Below are 17,131 nucleotides of genomic sequence, written 5' to 3'. Positions count from 1 at the left end.
CTCCCGGTGCGCGCCTAGCGTTCGCCACAACGGAGGAGCACACCAGCCATGACATCGAGCGTCGACCCCGCCTACCAGGCCGCGAGCGCCCCCTACGCCACCCCCGAACTGCCCTTCACCGCCGACGGGATCGCCGGGATGCGACGCGAGCGGGACCGGGTGCTGGTCGACCTCGCGGGCTGGCACGCGGACAAGGTGGAGATCACGCGCGACTCTCACGGTGCAGTCCACCGTCCGGAGGAGCCGAAGGGCTGGACGCTCTACCTGCATGGCGGGGGATGGGTGCTCGGCAGCAGCACCACGCACGGCGCGATCATGACCGACCTCGCCGCGACCAGCGGCACCGTGGTCGTCGGTCCGGACTATCCGCTTGCCCCCGAATCCCCCTACCCCGGCGCGCTCGACATGCTGGAGACATTGGTGCGGGAGCGCACCTCCGCCGAGCCGGGTCCCTGGGCAGTTGCAGGCGACAGCGCCGGGGCGAACCTCGCGCTCGGCCTTGCGCTGCGGCTTCGGGACGACAAGGGTCCGATGCCCGCGGCGCTCGGCCTGTTCTACGGCTGCTTCCGGCGGGAGTTCGACACCGACAGCCATCGGGAGCTCGGCGATGGCACTTTCGGGCTGACGACAGCGAAGATGCGGGACTACTGGTCGCTCTATGTCGGAGAGACGGACGGCAGCCCCTATGGCGACCTGTCTGGAATGGACGCCTCCGGCCTTCCGCCGACGATCATCCGGGATGCCGCGCTCGATCCGCTCCGCGACGACGGCGCGTGGCTGGACGCGCTGTTGCGGAAAGCCGACGTGCCGGTCGACCGCGCGGTGATCCCCGGCGTGCCGCACGGCTTCGCCCACTACACCGGCCTCTATACGCCCGCGCACCAGACGGTGAGCGAGGTGGGCCGCTTCCTGCGGACGACGCTAGACGCCTGAGACCGGCGCGGCGCGAGACCCGGCGTGACACGCAAGGCCGCATGTCGCCATGCGGGCTAGCTTTTGCTGCGATTGCATTGTATGGCCCGCCCAACTCCTCTCTTGGGCAGATTTTCATGGACCTTCGCAATATCGCGATCATCGCGCACGTTGACCACGGCAAGACCACGCTCGTCGACGAACTTCTCAAGCAATCCGGTGCTTTCCGGGAGAACCAGTCGGTCGCCGAACGGGCGATGGACAGCAACGACCTCGAGCGCGAGCGCGGGATCACCATCCTCGCCAAGGCGACGAGCGTCGAGCGCGGCAACACGCGCATCAACATCGTCGACACCCCTGGCCACGCCGATTTCGGCGGCGAGGTCGAGCGCATCCTGTCGATGGTCGACGGTGTCGTGCTGCTGGTGGACGCCGCCGAAGGGCCGATGCCGCAGACGAAGTTCGTGACCTCCAAGGCGCTCGCCCTCGGCCTGCGCCCGATCGTGGTGCTCAACAAGGTCGACAAGCCCGACGCAGAGCCCGACCGGGCGCTCGACGAAGTGTTCGACCTGTTCGCCGCGCTTGATGCGGACGAGGATCAGCTCGACTTTCCGCACCTTTACGCCTCCGGCCGTTCCGGCTGGGCGGACACCGAACTCGACGGTCCGCGCAAGGACCTCTCCGCCCTGTTCGACCTGATCATGGAGCATGTGCCGGCCCCGAAACAGGCGGCCTCGGCCGACAAGCCGTTCCGGATGCTGGCAACGACGCTGGGCGCGGACCCGTTCATCGGCCGTCTTCTGACCGGCCGCGTCGAAAGTGGCACGCTCCGCGCCGGCATGACCGTGAACGCGCTGTCCCGCACGGGCGAGAAGGTAGAGAGCTTCCGCGTCTCCAAGGTCCTCGCCTTCCGCGGCCTGAGCCAGCAGCCCATCGACGAAGCGATCGCGGGCGACATCGTCTCCATCGCCGGCATGGCCAAGGCCACCGTCGCCGACACCATCGCCGACCCGGCCATCGACATGCCGCTGCCCGCGCAGCCGATCGACCCGCCGACCATCACCGTGACCTTCGGCATCAATGATTCGCCGCTGGCGGGCCGTGACGGCAAGAAGGTGCAGTCCCGCGTCATCCGCGAGCGACTGATGAAGGAAGCCGAGACCAACGTCGCGATCAAGATCGCCGACACCCCCGGTGGCGAAGCGTTCGAAGTCTCCGGTCGCGGCGAACTGCAGATGGGCGTCCTGATCGAGAACATGCGCCGCGAAGGGTTCGAACTTTCGATCTCCCGCCCGCGCGTGATCCTCCGGGAAGAGGACGGCCAGCGGCTTGAGCCGGTGGAAGAAGTCACGATCGACGTCGACGACGAATATTCCGGCGCCGTGATCGAGAAGCTGACCGGCCCCCGCAAGGGCGACCTCGCCGAGATGAAGCCCGCCGGCGCCGGCAAGACCCGCATCGTGGCGCACGTGCCCTCGCGCGGTCTCATCGGCTACCACGGTGAATTCCTGACCGACACGCGAGGCTCTGGCGTGCTCAACCGCATCTTCCACGGCTGGACCCCGCACAAGGGCCCGATCCAGGGCCGTCGTCAGGGCGTGCTGATCTCGATGGAGAACGGCGTGTCCGTGGCCTATGCGCTCTGGAACCTCGAAGAGCGCGGCAAGATGTTCATCGGCGCGCAGGAGCAGGTCTATGAGGGCATGATCATCGGCGAGCACAGCCGTGAGAACGACCTCGAGGTGAACCCGCTCAAGGGCAAGAAGCTGACCAACGTTCGCGCCTCCGGCACGGACGAGGCCGTCCGCCTTACGCCGCCGGTGCAGATGAGCCTCGAAGCGGCCATCGCCTACATCGACGACGACGAACTGGTCGAGGTCACGCCGAACTCGATCCGTCTGCGCAAACGCTTCCTCGACCCGCACGAGCGCAAGCGTCAGTCCCGCGCCGCCAGCTGAGCGGCGGAAATCCGGCATCAGGCGCGGTGAGTCGTCACCGCGCTTGATCCGCCTGCGGAACCTGCCATGATGAGAACGTAAGGCGAACAAACGCGCGCCGGAGGTTCTTCATGGCTCATATCCTACTCTTCCATTCCGTCCTCGGACTACGACCCGTCGAACACGGTCTCGCCGATAAATGGCGCGCTGCCGGTCACAAAGTGACGCTGCCCGACCTGTTCGATGGCCGGACGGCGGAAACCTACGACGACGGCTTCGCAATCCTGCGCGACATCACGCTCGACGAAGTGTCTGCCCGCGCGCTGAAGGGGGCGGGCGAAGTGCCGACAGATTCGGTCCTGGCGGGTGTCTCGATGGGCGCCGGCATGGCGTCGCGCGCGTGGGAAACCCTGCCGGAGGCGAAGGGCATCCTGTTCCTCGCCGGGCCCGCGCCGTGGGTGTCACATGCGGCCGGGACGCCGGTGCAGATGCACGCGGCCAAGCCCGAACCGTTCGACGAGGAATCGGTGTTCGAGGATTGGGAGGCCGACAATCCCGGTGCCCGCCTCGACGTCTTTCGTTACGAGGACGTCGGGCACTACTTTCTCGACGAAAGCCTGCCCGACTACGGCGCGGAGGCGGATCGGCTCTGCCGCGAGCGTTGCCTTGCCTTCCTAAGCGCGCTCTAACCTCACTCCGGATCGAGCGCCCTGAGCCGCTTGATAAGCGACGACGTGTCCCAACGGCCGCCGCCGATCTTCTGCACGTCCTTGTAGAACTGGTCGACGAGCGCGGTGACCGGCAGGCTCGCGCCGACTTCTTCGGCCGCGGAGAGGCAGATCGCGAGGTCCTTGCGCATCCAGTCCACCGCGAAGCCGTGGTCGAACTTGTCGTCGATCATCGTCTCGTAGCGGTTGTTCATCTGCCATGACCCGGCCGCGCCGCCGCCGATCACCTCGACGACCGCGCGCCCGTCGAGACCCGCCTTGTCGGCGAAGTTCAGCCCCTCGGACAGCCCCTGGACGAGGCCCGCGATGCAGATCTGGTTCACCATCTTGCAAAGCTGACCCGCGCCACTGTCGCCAAGGCGACGGCAAAGCTTGGCATAGGAGGCGATGATCTTCTCCGCCCGGTCGTAGGCCCCCTGATCGCCGCCGCACATCACGACGAGCTGGCCGTTCTCGGCCCCCGCCTGCCCCCCCGACACGGGCGCGTCGACGAAACTGACCTGCCGTTCGTTCGCGGCGGCGAACATCTCCCGCGTCACTTCGGCAGAGACGGTGGTGTGGTCCACGAAGACCGACGCAGGTCGCATCGCGCCGAGCGCGCCGTCCTTGCCGACGCAGACCGACCGCAAGTCGTCGTCGTTGCCGACACAGGCCATCACGAAATCCTGACCCTCGGCGGCCTCCGCCGGGGTCGCCGCGACGCGTCCCTTGTACTTGTCCGCCCAGTCGGAAGCCTTGGATGACGTGCGGTTGTAGACCGTCACCTCGTGCCCGGCCTCGGCCAGGTGGCCGGCCATGGGGAAGCCCATGACGCCGAGTCCCAGAAACGCCACTTTCGCCATTGGCTTGTCCCTCCGTTGCGGCTGTGTAGAACAGGGGCCGAACCTAACCGACCGGCGCGTCCGGTCAACAGCCCTGGCTCGTCAGGAGCACACATGGTCTTTGCCTTCCGCTGGCTCCTGCGTATCGCGACGGGCCTTTTCGTCTTCGGTGTCGCGGCGTTCGCGCTGGCCTACTACTTCGCCTCCCGGTCGCTGCCCGACTACGACGGCACCTACGAGGTGGCGGGAATAGATGCGCCGGTCGAGATCGTGCGCGACAATTCCAACGTGCCCCACATCTTCGGCGCGACGGATCCGGATGTCTTCTACGCGCTCGGCTATGCTCATGCGCAGGACCGGCTGTGGCAGATGACGATCCTGCGCCGGACCGCGCAGGGCCGCCTGTCGGAGCTGTTCGGCGAACGGACCCTGCAGACCGACACGCTGCTGCGGCGGCTCGACCTCTACAACCTGTCGGTCCGGTCGGTGCAGGTACAGGACGCCGCGACGCGCTCGGCACTCGAAGCCTATGCCGACGGGGTGAACGCATGGCTCGGCCAGGTAAACGAGGGCGCACGCGGTCGCGGCGCGCCCGAGATGTGGCTCTTTTCGCACCCGATCGCGCCGTGGCAGCCGGCTGATTCCATCGCGATCGTGAAGCTGATGGCCCTCCAGCTTTCGGGGCATCTGCGGCAGGAAGTGCTGCGGGCCCGCGCCTCGCGTCTGCTGGAGGACGACTGGCTCGAGGATCTGATGCCGAACGCGCCCGGCCGGGGTATCGCCGCCCTGCCCCGCTATGGCGCGCTGTTCCCCGACAGCCCGCGCTATGCCGCGAGCGATCCCGAGATCACCGATCCCTACTATCCTGTGCCGCCGGCCGACTTCGCCGGCGCGTCGAACGCCTGGGCGGCGGGAATTTCACGCTCTGCCACGGGCTCCACGCTGCTCGCCAACGACCCGCACCTCGGCCTGTCGGCTCCGTCGATCTTCTACCTCGCCCGGCTCGAGCTGCAGTCGGGCGGCGTGATCGGCGCCACCATTCCGGGTGTGCCGCTGGTCCTGTCGGGACGGAGCGCCGACCTCGGCTGGGGCATCACCTCCGCCTATCTCGACGATGCCGACCTGCATATGGAGGAAGTGAACCCGGCGGATGCGACCGAATATCGGACGCCTGACGGCTGGGCCGAGTTCGAGACCCGCGACAGCATTGTGCTGGTGAAGGACGGCCCGGCGCGCACCCTGCGCCTGTCCTGGACGGAGAACGGGCCGGTCCTGCCGCCCGACCAGTTCGACCTCTCCGCGATCCGGCCACCGGGCCACGTGACGACACTGAACTGGACGGCGCTGAGCGACGCCGACACGACCATGTCGGCCGGGATCGCGCTGATGCGCGCCCACAATATCGAAGAGGCGCTCGAGGCGTCCCACCAGTTCGTGGCGCCAGCGCAGATGCTGACCGTCGCCGACCGTAACCGCATCGCGATGCGCCTGATCGGTGCCATGCCTCGCCGCGATCCCGGCCACCAGAGCCTGGGTCGCCTGCCGACTCCCGGCTACGTCGCCGAGAACCGCTGGCAGGGCATGTTCCCGCCCGAGGAGAACCCCGAGTGGATCGAGCCCGAGGGCGGCATCCTCGGCCATACCAACAACAAGATCCTCAACGCGCCCTTCCCGCGCCACGTCTCCTACTGGTGGGGCGACAGCCAGCGGGTGCAGCGCTGGCGCCGGCTGATGCAATCGCGCGAAGTCCACACCCGCGAGAGCTTCATGGAAGCGCAGCTCGACACCGTCAGCTACACCGCCCAGTCCCTGCTGGCGCTGATCGGCGCCGATCTCTGGTACACCGGCGAATCCGCGCCCGAGGGGACGCCCGAGCGGCAGCGACAGATCGCGCTGCAATTGCTCGCCGACTGGAACGGCGAGATGAACGAACATCTCCCCGAGCCGCTGATCTACGCCGCGTGGCTGCGCGCGCTGCAGGACCGGCTGATCCGCGACGAGCTCGGCCCGCTGGCGGAGGAATATATCCACGTCGAACCGCTCTTCATCGAGCGCGTCTTCCGCGACATCGGGGGGGCGAGCCGCTGGTGCGACGTGCAGCAATCCGCGCCGGTGGAATCCTGCACGGACATCAGTCGCCAAGCGCTGGACGACGCGCTCGTCTGGATCGGGGAAACCTACGGCGACGATCTCCAGACGCTCCGCTGGGGAGATGCCCACCAGGCCAAGCATGACCATCAGGCGCTCGGTTCGCTGGCGGTGCTGCGCTGGTTCGTCAATATCCGCCAGTCCACGTCGGGCGGGGATTTCACGCTGATGCGGGGGCAGACCTCGGGTATCGGCGACGAGCCGTTCAGCAACGTGCACGCCGCCGTCTATCGCGGCATCTACGATTTCGCCGATCCCGACAGCTCGGTCTTCGTGACCTCGACCGGTCAGTCCGGCCACCCCCTGTCGCGCTATTACGACGATCTGGGCGAGCTGTGGCGTCGGGGCGAATATATCCCGATGTCCCTCGACCCCGCGCTAGCACGCGGGGGCGCGGTCGGGATCACCGAGTTGCTGCCCGAGACACCGGCAGACTAGGCCGTCAGGTGAGCGCGCGGGTGGTCGTCACGCCGAGAACGGCGGACCCGGCGGTCAGCACCGTGCCCCACGCAAGGTCGGTCGCGACCATGGTCCAGTGCCAGCGGCTCATCACGGCGAAGCTCGTGAATTCATAGGTGCCGTAGGCGAAGAAGCCGAGCAGCGCCGCGTTGAAGGCTACGGTGACGAGCGACGTGTTGTTCTGAAGTGCCGGCCACGACACAAACCAGATCAGGATGCCGACGTAGGCCATGTAAAAGATGATTGCGGGTGCCATGCGGATATTCTCCCGCAGTTCACTCCCGAGATGCTGCTCGAACAGGGGGCGCATCACTCCCGAAAGCATGGCGCCATCGGCTATGAGGAAGATCAGGGCGGTGGCGACGTATAACAGGGCGAGGCTCATGTGGGGTTCTCCTTACCCCAGCGATACGCCCCGGCACCGGGGATGGATCACAACCTTTCGAACCGCGCCTTCTGCCGGGCCGTCCAGTCCACGGCAAGCTCGCTCCCGGTCTCGCCACGCCGCTCCTGCGTGACGACGCCCTGCTCGAACAGCCAGGCCCGCCTGCGGCCGTCGGCATGGTCGAGCGTGACGACTTCCTGCGTCCGCGGCTCGCTCACCAGCGAGGACACGTGGGTCAGAAGCGGCTCGAGCCCCTCGCCCGTCAGTGCACTGACCGCGTGGACGTCCGGACGGCGGCTCGCCAGCGTCTCAAGAGCCTCGCGGGCGTCGGGGCCGAGCACGTCGATCTTGTTCCAGACCTCGATCACCGGCGTTTCCTGCGCGACGCCGAGACCGGAGAGAATGCCGACCACGTCTTCGGCCTGCTCTTCCGTCTCCTCGTGGGAGATGTCGCGCACATGCAGGATCAGGTCCGCGTCCAGCACCTCTTCCAGCGTGGCGCGGAACGCGGCGACCAGTTCGGTCGGCAGGTCCGAGATGAAGCCCACCGTGTCGGACATGATGACCTCGAGGCCGGACGGCAGCTCGACCTTCCGCATCGTCGGGTCGAGCGTGGCGAAAAGCATGTCCTTCGCCATGACGTCGGCCCCGGTGAGGCGGTTGAACAGCGTCGACTTGCCGGCGTTCGTGTAGCCGACGAGCGCGACGATCGGGAACGGCACCTTCGCCCGCGAGGCGCGGTGCAGCGTCCGGGTCTTGGCCACTTTCTCCAGCTGCTTGCGAAGCCTTGTGAGCTGTTCGTCGATGGCGCGACGGTCCGCTTCAATCTGCGTCTCGCCGGGACCGCCGACGAAGCCGAGTCCGCCGCGCTGCCGTTCGAGGTGGGTCCAGGCCCGCACGAGCCGCGTCCGCTGATAGGTCAGCGCGGCCATCTCGACCTGCAGAACGCCTTCGCGAGTGGCCGCACGGTCCGAGAAGATCTCGAGGATCAGCCCGGTGCGGTCGAGCAGCTTCACGTCCCACGCTTTTTCGAGGTTGCGCTGCTGCACCGGGCTCACGGGGCCGTCGACCAGCACCAGCTCGACCTCCTCGGCCTTGATGCGCTGCTTCAGCTCCTCGATCTTGCCGGTGCCGAACAGTTTGCCGGCGTGGACCTCGCGCAGACGCACGACCTCGGCTCCCACGACTTCCAGGTCGGGGAGCGCGACGGCAAGCGCCACGGCTTCCTCCAGCGCTGACGTCGCATCACGACGGCGCTCACGCGTGCGTATGTCTGGATGCAGGACGAAAGCGCGGGTCGGTCCCGCCTTAAGGTCCTCAGTCTCTTCGGTCGTCAATCTTCGCCTTCATACAGGCTGATCGGCTGCGACGGCATTATCGTCGATATCGCGCTCTTGTAGACAAGCTGCGACTGACCGTCCCGGCGCAGAAGCACGCAAAAGCTGTCGAACCAGGTGATGACACCCTGAAGCTTCACACCGTTGATCAGGAAAATCGTAACCGGAACCTTCGTCTTCCGGACATGGTTCAAGAACGCGTCCTGAAGGTTCTGCTTGTCGGCAGCCATCGCTCAACCCTTTGTTCTTACGTCGTCTTATTTATGTGTTGTTGCCGGCAACCCGTCTGGCTCCCGTCCCTCGCGCAGGGAGTATGTCTTGCGCAATCAAGACTTTCCAGCCCTTTTCCTGTTATGTTCTACCCGCGCCAGAAATCGGGGTTGAGCAGCGCGATGATCGCGAGCAGCTCCAGCCGTCCCATCACCATGCCCGCAGCGAGGATGCCCTGCGCCAGCTCGGACAGCTGGGCATAGGCGATCGGCGTCTCCGCACCGATCCGCACCAGCGGGCCGCAGTTGGTGAGCGAGGCGACGGCGAGCACCATCGAATCCTCGAAGCTGACGCCGGTGGCCGACAGGCACAGCATCAGCAGCGCCAGCGACATCGCGAACAGCATGAAGAAGACCCAGGCGATCATGGCGCCCTCGCGTCGGATCCGGCGCGCGTCGGACCCCGCGCCGCCGACCGAGGACGGATGCACCAGCCGCTCGATCTCGCGCTTCCCATGCTGGTAGAGCGCATGGACCCGCAACAGCTTCACCCCGCCCGCAGTCGTGCCGATACCCCCGCCGAAGATGGCGAGTCCGATCAGGACGAGGCCGGGTGTCTCGAGCCCCGACCAGAGCGTCGCGCTGGTCCAGTGCTGCGAGGCGAAACCGAGCGTCGTCAGGAACGAGGTGACGGTGAATATCGCGCCCCAGGCAGCGGCGAGCGCATTGCCCGGGGTCGTGCCGTCGACGCTGCCGATCCAGTGGCGCACGAAAAGCGTGGCCGAGCTCACCGCGATGATGAGAAGCCCAAGCCGGAACTCGTGGTCGTTCCGCACTGACGAAGTGATCTCGCCCGGCAGGACCTTGCCGTAGGTGCGCCGCGACAGGGCAAGGCCGAGGAAAAGGAACACCAGCACTTCGGCGATCACCCCGCCACCCGCGTAGGACAGACCGCCGACAGGCGAAATGCCCGACGTCGACATGACGGCGAGCGCGTGACAGAACGCGTGGTAGGACGACTGGCCCGACAGGATCATCCCGAAGGTCAGCACGAACGTCATCGCCACGTAGATCGGCGCGAGCTGCGAGAAGTAACGGTCGAGCCTCTCGTAGGGCCCCGCCTGCCGGTCGAGCTGCGAGAAGCTGCTGACGTTGGCAGATGTGCCGTAGCTCGCCCGCACCTCGAACCCGCCGAGGTTCAGCGGCGCGAAGATCGCCATCGCCGCGACCCACATCAGCAGGCCGCCGAGCCAGCCGACCACGCCGCGCCAGAGGTGCAGCGTCTCCGACAGGTCCTGCGGATCCGGCCAGAGCGTCGCACCGGTCGTCGTGAAGGACGACAGCATCTCGAACCAGCCGTCGAAGACGGTCGTTTCGACCGGCCGTGCCATCAGGAACGGCACCGCGAAGACGGCCGGAAGCACCACCATCGCCGCCAGCAAGGTGGCAAGCTGGACGAAGGCGCTTTCGTCCGGGTGACGTCCTCGCAGGGTCAGCGCGACGATGCCCGACCCGATGAAGACAAGGAAACTGCCGAACAGGAAGGCGCGCAGCTCCACGTAGCTTTCGGCGGCGAGCGCATGCGCGGCCGGCACCAGCATGGCACCGGCGGCGAACCACATCAGTACGACGAACAGCGGCTGCCGGGAGAGACGCGCCTCGGGCATCAGAAGAAGTCGATCGAGACCTGGAGCAGACGCTCGACTTCCGGCACATCCGGCGACATCGCGAACAGCGCGACGAGGTCGCCTTCCTCGATCCGGGTGTCACCGGTCGGCTTGACGTACTTGCCGTTCTTGATGATCCCGCCCACCAATACGCCCTCCGGCATCTCGATGTCCCGGATCCGCTGGCCAGAGATCGGCGAGGTCGACAGGACCTGCGCCTCGATCACCTCGGCCTCGGCGTCGCCGATCGAGTAGACGCCACGCACCCGTCCATGACGGACGTGGCGCAGGATCGAGCTGACGGTCGTGGCGCGCGGGTTGATGTAGGCGTCGATGTTCAGCGGCCCCATCAGCGGCACAAGGCTCGGGTCGTTGGTCAGACAGATCGCCATCGGACAGCCGAGCCCCTTGGCCCGCACGGCCGCCAGCAGGTTCGTCTTGTCGTCATCGGTGACGACCAGCACGGCGTCCGCGCGCGAAATGTTGGCCTCTTCCAGCAGCGATGCGTCGAGCCCGTCGCCGTTCAGAACAATGGTGCGTTCCAGCTCGTCCGCGGCGCGTTCGGCGATCTTGCGGTCGCGCTCGATCACCTTGACCCGCACGCGGTCCGTCCGCGCCTCGAGCGCCTTGGCCACGGCAAGCCCGACGTTGCCGCCGCCGATGACGACGATCCGCTCCTGTTTGCGCTGTTCCTTGCCGAAGATATCGAGCGTCCGGTTCACGTCTTCGGTCGCGGCGAAGACATAGGCGCTGTCGCCGGGGAAGATCTGGTCTCCCGGCGCGGGCGCGAAGAGCTGCCCGTCACGGCGCAGCCCGACGACGATCGCACGCAGGGTCGAGAACAGGTCGGTCAACTGCCTCAGCGGCGTGTTCACCACCGGGCAATCCTCGTCGATCTGGATGCCGAGCAGCGTGCCCGACCCGTCGAGGAACTGCTCGGTATCGAACGCCGCCGGCGCGGCGAGGCGCTGCAACGCAGCCTCGGCCACTTCGCGTTCGGGCGAGATCACCACGTCGATCGGCATGTGATCGCGGCGGTAGAGATCGGAGTAGATCGCGTCGAGGTAGCTCTGCGCCCTCAGACGCGCGATCTTGCGCTGGATGGCGAAAACGGAGTGCGCGACCTGACAGGTGACCATGTTCACCTCGTCCGAATGGGTCGCGGCGATGATCATGTCGGCGTCTCGAGCGCCCGCGGCGTCGAGCACGTCCGGGTAGGAGGCGAAGCCGGCGATGCCCTGCACGTCGAGGGTATCGGTCGCGCGGCGCACGAGGTCGGGATTGTTGTCCACGACCGTGACGTCGTTGCGCTCTCCCGAGAGATGCCGGGCGATCTGCCAGCCGACCTGACCCGCCCCGCAGATGATGACCTTCATGGAATTCCTCTCTCAGGGTCCACGGCACCGACATGTGACAGGGCCGGTCGCCCCGGTCAATCGCCTGTCCGCGCGGCACAATCTACGCCTGACGCGATCCGTGTGAAAGCCCTGCCAGAGGGATCTGCCCGGTAGAGAGGCCAAGGCCCACTTTGCGTTCCGCAGGTCCTGCGTTTCAGAACGGGCCCGGCCGATCCTTGATCCCGCAGCCCTTACCCGTAGAGCTGCCCCGCCCGACGTTCGAAGGCGCGGACGATGCGCTGCATCGCCTCATTGAAGAACATGCCAGCCGCACCCTGCAGCAACCTGTTCTTGAACTCGAAATCCACGTCGAAGCTGACCTTGCAGCCGCCCGGATCATCCTCGAACCGCCAGCGGCTCTCCATGTAGCGGAAGGGGCCGTCGATATATTCCGTGTCGATCACGTAATCGGCGGGGTGCAGCGTGACCTTGGAGCCGAACCGCTCCCGGAACACCTTGAACGAGATCACGAGGTCCGCGAGCATCACCTCCGCGCCGTCCTTCTCTTCCTTGCTTCGGACGCGCGCGGCGGCGGTCCAGGGCAGGAACTCCGGGTAGGATTCGACGTCGGCGACGAGGTTGTACATCTGTTCCGGCGTGTAGGGCAGAACGCGTGTTTCGTGGTGCTTCGGCATGGGACTGGTCGGCGGCTCCTCGGGGACGATGGTGCTTTTCATGTCGTGCAACGCGAGGCGGAGACAAGGGGTCAGCGCCAGATCCGCCCGATTCCGGCTCTTGCGATCCGCAGGCCGCCTGCGAAATCCACCTGCAACAGCCTCCCGCAGCCCGCTGCCCCATGCCCTAACGGAAAGCTGGATCGTCGCGCTGCCATGAGCGAAGCCGCACACGGCCCCGTGACAAGCGCCTCGCGACGCTTATGTTGCGGCGCGACAAGGGAGGGCGTCATGCCGAAGCCAGACTACGCTATCGATGAAATGATCTCGGCCAAGGCCATCGCCGCCCGGATCGAGGCGCTCGCCCGCGAGATCAGGGGCGAATTCCGCGATACCGGACAGCTGATCGTTGTCGGACTGCTGCGCGGCTCCTTCGTCTTCATCGCCGACCTCGTCCGCGAACTGGACCTGCCGGTCGAAGTCGACTTCCTCGAGGCGTCGTCCTACGGCAACTCGATGGAAAGCTCGCGCGAAGTGCGGATCCTGAAGGACCTGCGGGGCGAAATCGGCGGCCGGGACGTTCTCGTCGTCGAGGACATCGTCGACACCGGCCACACGCTCGCCCGCGTGACCGAATACCTCGCCACCCGCGCCCCGGCCCGGCTGCGCACCATCGCGCTGCTCGACAAGCCCGCACGGCGGGAAGTCGACTTCAAGGCGGACTGGACCGGCTTCGAGATTCCCGACGAGTTCGTAGTCGGCTACGGGATCGACTACGCCCAGCGCAATCGCAACCTGCCCTTCATCGGCAAGGTCCGCTTCACCGGCGACGACGCCTAGTCCGCAAAATCCTGCGCGATGGCCTTCGCTGCGCTTTCATCCGCGCTGGACAACGTCCCGGCAAGGCCCCCGCACAACTGGGTGACCTCGCTGTCCGCGCCGAGTTCGGCAAGATAGTCGGCGCTGTCGAGCGCAAGGCAGTAGCCCCGAGCGGCGACATCGCTTTCCCAATAACCGGCCCACCGCCCGGATCCGGCCATGAGCGTGAGCTCCGACAGAGCGTCGAGGCTGCCGTCCTGCGCCGCGCTCTCCAGCATCATCCACGCCGCCGGCGGGTTCGACGGTACCCCTTCTTCGTATAGCGTCATGTACCCGAGCGAATAAATCGCCTCGACATGGCCACCAGCAGCGGCGTCGACGAAATAGCCGTAGGCCTTGCCGTAGTTCGGCGGAGTGCCGATGCCGAAATAATGCATGTCGCCCATCAGGTAAGTCGCATCGGCATCGCCGACCTCGGCGAATGCGCGAGACGCCCACGCGAACGCCGCGTCGTCGTCCGTTGCCACACCGTCGCCATTGGCGTAAGCCTCCGCCACGGTTCGGAAACTGTCCTCGTAGCCTGCTTCCGCCGCCTTCAGGAACCAGCCGAACCGCTCGGTCCGGTCGGCGCCGATTCCATCGTGCGCCTCTTCGTACATCACGGCGAGATTGTTCATCGCACGGGGATAGCCTTGCTCCGCCGAGGCGAGCAGCAGATCGAACCCCGCCTGTGCATCGTAATCGAGGCCGAGGTCGCCGCTCGGCTCGGTGTAGGCGACGCCGACGATGTTCTGCGCGACCGGGTTGCCGGCCTCCGCCAAAGGCATCAGCAGGGTGAGCGCCGCGGCATGGTCGCCCGCGATGAACAGCGCCCGCCCCTCGGCCGCTTCGCCCTCTGCATCGGCGAAGGGCAGCAGGCTGTCGCTGTCGATCCCGACCGTGGTCGGTGCATCGTGGGTTTCGGCGACGGCCCGATCCTCAACCTGACCGTCGGAGAGGAGCGTGCCGGGCGCGTCCTGCGCGGGCGCAGCGCTGGATAACAGGACAAGGAAGACGGAAGCCGAAAAGCGGGTCATGGTCATAATCCAAAATGTCTGAACAAAGAATTTATGGCCCTGAGCCTAGCCAGCGGGCTTTCAGCTTGGCAAGTGTGGCATGGGTGACGTCAACCGCCCGATGACGGGAGAGCAAGATGCAGGAGTTGCGCTGGCTGATGCGGGCAAAACGGTGGGCCAACCGCCCGCCGTCGGAATCGCGCGTGAAGCTCGTCATCGGCGCGATCGTTATCACCCTTGCCATTGCCGGTTTCGCCACCTTCGTCGGCTGGCCCGACTGGGCGCAGACCGATGGCGTCGGACGCAACGCGGTCCGCATCCAGAACTGAGACTAGGCTGCCGCGCGGCCCTGCCCGCTCGACAACAACCGCGATTGCGCACCGAGCGCGGCGACCAGCCGTTCGCGCACCTGCCGCAGACGGGCGACGTCCCCGAGCTCGACGTGGCTGGCCACCCAGACCGGTACGGAGAATTCGAGGTCGGGATCGGAGATGCGCACCAGCCGCGGATCCGCCTCGCCCACGCAACAGGGCAACATGGTCCGCCCGAGGCCCTGCGCCGCGAGTTCCCGCAAGACGAGGAAGCTGTCCGCCCCGCCGCTGCTGTCCGCTGTCGAGCCCTGATCCGCCTGCCATTCCGCGACGACCGATTTCGCAAGTGGCCCCTGAGCGGTGAGCCAGCCGGAGACATCCGGGCTGCTGGCATAGGTTGCGAGCCCGAGATGCCCCGCGATCTCGCCCGTCAGGTCGGGTGGCAGCGCCTTGGCGGGCCGCACCGTGATGTCGGCATGCATTCGCGACAGATCGAGGTGCCGGTTCGAGCAGCGCAGGTCGATCTGCGTGCCCGCCCGCGCGAGCTCCGCCACGATCGGCGGCAGGATCATCGTGCAGAGCGTATCGGTCGAGGTGATCCGCACCGCCTGCCGCTGACCAGACCGCCCGGAAACGAGGCGCTCCACCCCGTCGACGGCGGCGGCGACGTCACGCGCGGCCTCGATCAAGCGGAATTGATCCGGTGGCAGACGGTAGCCGTGCGGCGTCCGCTCGAAGACCGGCTGACCGGCGCGCGCCTCGAACGCCGCGATGCGGCGCAGGACCGTTGCATGGTTGACTCCGAGCTCCCGTGCCGCGCCCGCGACAGAGCCGGTTTCGGCGACGGCGAGCACGAAACGCAGGTCGTCCCAGCTTTCCTTCTGCAAGCCTCAAGACCCCTCGTGCAGAAATTGACACTTGTGGGGTGCTAGCATGCCGCTACCCTCCGGTCATCAATCGCAGCCCTTGATGTCGAGGACTTGACCATGACTTCCCGCATTCTTCCCGTACTTTCCATCGCCGCCGCGCTCTGCTCGACCGCAGCCGTCGCGCAGGACCAGAACCCGGCCGTCGCCGCGCGCCAGTCGCACATGTCGCTCTATGCCCACAACCTCGGCATCATCGGCGGCATGGCCCAGGGCAATACCGAGTACGATGCGGAAATGGCCGCCACCGCCGCGACCGACCTGCGGATGCTCGCCGAGATTTCCGAGCAGGCCTACTGGCCCGAGGGCACCGACAGCGAGTCGATCGAGGGCACTCGTGCGCTCCCCGCGATCTGGGAAGACATGGAAGGCTTCGACGCCAGCCGTGCCGCGCTCGTCGAGGCGGCGGTCGCCATGGAAGAGGCCGCCGGTGAAAGCCTCGAAGCGCTGCAAGGCGCCATGGGCGGCCTTGGCCAGGGCTGCGGCGGCTGCCACCAGACCTATCGCCAGCAACAGTAATGCGCGTCCTCCGCTGGCTCGTCGCCCTGATCGTGCTCGCCGTCGTCGCGGGCTGGTTCATCACGGCTCCATCGCCCGTGCCGGCGGAGTACGACACCCTCGTCGGTGACGCCGAGGCAGGCCGCGTGACCTTCGCCGCGGCGGGTTGCGCGTCCTGTCACACCGCACCGGAGGCGGAGGGCGGCGACGCCCCGCTCCTCGCCGGCGGGCAGGCGTTTGAATCGGACTTCGGCACCTTCTACGCGCCCAACATCTCGCCCTCGCCCGAAGGCATCGGGGACTGGACGGACGGCGAGATCATCCACGCCGTCCGCGACGGCGTCTCGCCCGATGAAGGTCACCTCTACCCGGCCTTCCCCTACACGTCCTACACCAAGGCGGACCCGCAGGACGTGGCCGACATCGTCGCCTATATCCGCACGCTGCCTGCATCGGACGCGGTGAACCAGCCGCACGATGTCGGCTTCCCGTTCAACATCCGCCGCGGTCTTGGCGCCTGGAAGATCCTGTTCATGGACGACAGCTACGTGCTCTCCGAGGCCGACAGTCCGGAGGTGCAGCGCGGCCGCTACATCGTGGAATCGCTGGCGCATTGTGCAGAGTGCCACACGGAACGAAACGCGCTCGGAGCGCTGGACCGGTCGGCTTGGCTCGGCGGGGCACCCAACCCCTCGGGCGAGGGTAGCATCCCCAACATCACCTCCGGCGGCCTGTCCTGGACCGAGCAGCAGATCGCGGAATACCTCAACAGCGGTTTCACGCCCGAGTTCGACAGCGCCGGTGGCGAGATGGCCGAGGTCGTCCAGAACACCGCTCAACTGAGCGGCGACGACCGGCTCGCCATCGCGGCCTACCTGAAGGCGGTGCCGGCGGTCCAGTGACCGCCG

The 17,131-nt window shown here is 66.9% G+C and carries 17 protein-coding genes; 8 read left to right on the top strand and 9 right to left on the bottom strand.

Annotation, left to right across the window (positions count from 1 at the left end):
* The first annotated feature begins 48 nt into the window (after nucleotides 1–48).
* The 3 genes from I8N54_RS08955 to I8N54_RS08945 all read left to right on the top strand — a co-directional run bounded on the left by I8N54_RS08955 (nucleotide 49) and on the right by I8N54_RS08945 (nucleotide 3,538).
* Nucleotides 49–933, top strand: a complete 885-nt coding sequence (locus I8N54_RS08955; protein WP_140192894.1) for an alpha/beta hydrolase fold domain-containing protein — start codon at nucleotides 49–51, stop codon at nucleotides 931–933.
* A 116-nt stretch (nucleotides 934–1,049) separates the two neighbouring features.
* Nucleotides 1,050–2,870 carry a translational GTPase TypA gene (gene typA, locus I8N54_RS08950; protein ID WP_140192895.1) on the top strand — a complete coding sequence of 607 codons (1,821 nt, stop codon included), beginning with the start codon at nucleotides 1,050–1,052 and terminating at the stop codon, nucleotides 2,868–2,870.
* 110 nt (nucleotides 2,871–2,980) lie between these two features.
* Nucleotides 2,981–3,538, top strand: a complete 558-nt coding sequence (locus tag I8N54_RS08945; RefSeq protein WP_140192896.1) for a dienelactone hydrolase family protein — start codon at nucleotides 2,981–2,983, stop codon at nucleotides 3,536–3,538.
* A 2-nt stretch (nucleotides 3,539–3,540) separates the two neighbouring features.
* On the opposite strand, the gene I8N54_RS08940 is transcribed toward I8N54_RS08945, so the two are convergent.
* A complete protein-coding gene (locus I8N54_RS08940) occupies nucleotides 3,541–4,419 on the bottom strand; it encodes an NAD(P)-dependent oxidoreductase (RefSeq protein ID WP_140192897.1) in 879 nt (292 codons plus the stop codon).
* A 93-nt stretch (nucleotides 4,420–4,512) separates the two neighbouring features.
* Here I8N54_RS08940 and I8N54_RS08935 point away from each other — a divergent pair, with 93 nt between their 5' ends.
* A complete protein-coding gene (locus I8N54_RS08935) occupies nucleotides 4,513–6,984 on the top strand; it encodes a penicillin acylase family protein (RefSeq protein WP_140192898.1) in 2,472 nt (823 codons plus the stop codon).
* 4 nt (nucleotides 6,985–6,988) lie between these two features.
* On the opposite strand, the gene I8N54_RS08930 is transcribed toward I8N54_RS08935, so the two are convergent.
* The 6 genes from I8N54_RS08930 to I8N54_RS08905 form a co-directional block, all read right to left on the bottom strand.
* The gene (locus tag I8N54_RS08930) at nucleotides 6,989–7,390 is read right to left on the bottom strand and encodes a DUF2177 family protein (RefSeq protein WP_140192899.1); all 402 of its coding nucleotides are present in this window, start codon (nucleotides 7,388–7,390) and stop codon (nucleotides 6,989–6,991) included.
* Nucleotides 7,391–7,437: 47 nt separating this feature from the next.
* The gene (gene hflX, locus I8N54_RS08925) at nucleotides 7,438–8,727 is read right to left on the bottom strand and encodes a GTPase HflX (RefSeq protein WP_140192900.1); all 1,290 of its coding nucleotides are present in this window, start codon (nucleotides 8,725–8,727) and stop codon (nucleotides 7,438–7,440) included.
* Complete coding sequence (gene hfq / locus I8N54_RS08920) at nucleotides 8,724–8,957, bottom strand: RNA chaperone Hfq (RefSeq protein ID WP_140192901.1); 234 nt, start codon at nucleotides 8,955–8,957, stop codon at nucleotides 8,724–8,726. Before hfq ends, hflX begins: the two co-directional genes overlap by 4 nt.
* Before the next feature lie 128 nt (nucleotides 8,958–9,085).
* Complete coding sequence (locus I8N54_RS08915; protein WP_140192902.1) at nucleotides 9,086–10,603, bottom strand: TrkH family potassium uptake protein; 1,518 nt, start codon at nucleotides 10,601–10,603, stop codon at nucleotides 9,086–9,088.
* Complete coding sequence (gene trkA, locus I8N54_RS08910) at nucleotides 10,603–11,979, bottom strand: Trk system potassium transporter TrkA (protein WP_140192903.1); 1,377 nt, start codon at nucleotides 11,977–11,979, stop codon at nucleotides 10,603–10,605. Before trkA ends, I8N54_RS08915 begins: the two co-directional genes overlap by 1 nt.
* A 212-nt stretch (nucleotides 11,980–12,191) precedes the next feature.
* Entirely contained in the window at nucleotides 12,192–12,635 is a 444-nt protein-coding gene (locus tag I8N54_RS08905; RefSeq protein ID WP_140195520.1) for a type II toxin-antitoxin system RatA family toxin, read from the bottom strand.
* 270 nt (nucleotides 12,636–12,905) lie between these two features.
* Between I8N54_RS08905 and hpt the strand changes: the two genes are divergently transcribed.
* Complete coding sequence (gene hpt, locus I8N54_RS08900) at nucleotides 12,906–13,454, top strand: hypoxanthine phosphoribosyltransferase (protein ID WP_140192904.1); 549 nt, start codon at nucleotides 12,906–12,908, stop codon at nucleotides 13,452–13,454.
* On the opposite strand, the gene I8N54_RS08895 is transcribed toward hpt, so the two are convergent.
* Nucleotides 13,451–14,509 (bottom strand): tetratricopeptide repeat protein, encoded by a 1,059-nt coding sequence (locus I8N54_RS08895; protein WP_197097444.1) that lies wholly within the window; start codon nucleotides 14,507–14,509, stop codon nucleotides 13,451–13,453. The two genes, hpt and I8N54_RS08895, sit on opposite strands and share 4 nt — an antisense overlap.
* Before the next feature lie 116 nt (nucleotides 14,510–14,625).
* Here I8N54_RS08895 and I8N54_RS08890 point away from each other — a divergent pair, with 116 nt between their 5' ends.
* Nucleotides 14,626–14,817, top strand: coding sequence for a hypothetical protein (locus I8N54_RS08890; protein ID WP_140192906.1), 192 nt, complete (start codon nucleotides 14,626–14,628; stop codon nucleotides 14,815–14,817).
* Between the two features lie 2 nt (nucleotides 14,818–14,819).
* Here the strand turns inward: I8N54_RS08890 and I8N54_RS08885 are convergent, their stop codons facing one another.
* Complete coding sequence (locus tag I8N54_RS08885) at nucleotides 14,820–15,686, bottom strand: LysR family transcriptional regulator (RefSeq protein ID WP_140192907.1); 867 nt, start codon at nucleotides 15,684–15,686, stop codon at nucleotides 14,820–14,822.
* A gap of 99 nt (nucleotides 15,687–15,785) precedes the next feature.
* Here I8N54_RS08885 and I8N54_RS08880 point away from each other — a divergent pair, with 99 nt between their 5' ends.
* Both I8N54_RS08880 and I8N54_RS08875 read left to right on the top strand, forming a co-directional pair.
* Entirely contained in the window at nucleotides 15,786–16,244 is a 459-nt protein-coding gene (locus I8N54_RS08880; protein ID WP_140192908.1) for a c-type cytochrome, read from the top strand.
* On the top strand, nucleotides 16,244–17,125 hold the full coding sequence (locus tag I8N54_RS08875) for a cytochrome c (RefSeq protein ID WP_140192909.1): 882 nt from the start codon (nucleotides 16,244–16,246) through the stop codon (nucleotides 17,123–17,125). Before I8N54_RS08880 ends, I8N54_RS08875 begins: the two co-directional genes overlap by 1 nt.
* The last annotated feature ends 6 nt before the right edge of the window (nucleotides 17,126–17,131 follow it).

This window comes from Pelagovum pacificum (genome assembly GCF_016134045.1).
In the GTDB taxonomy this organism is placed as follows: Bacteria; Pseudomonadota; Alphaproteobacteria; order Rhodobacterales; family Rhodobacteraceae; genus Oceanicola; species Oceanicola pacificus_A.
The sequence above is the reverse complement of the archived record's forward strand: the minus strand, read 5'-3'. Positions and strand labels throughout refer to the sequence as shown.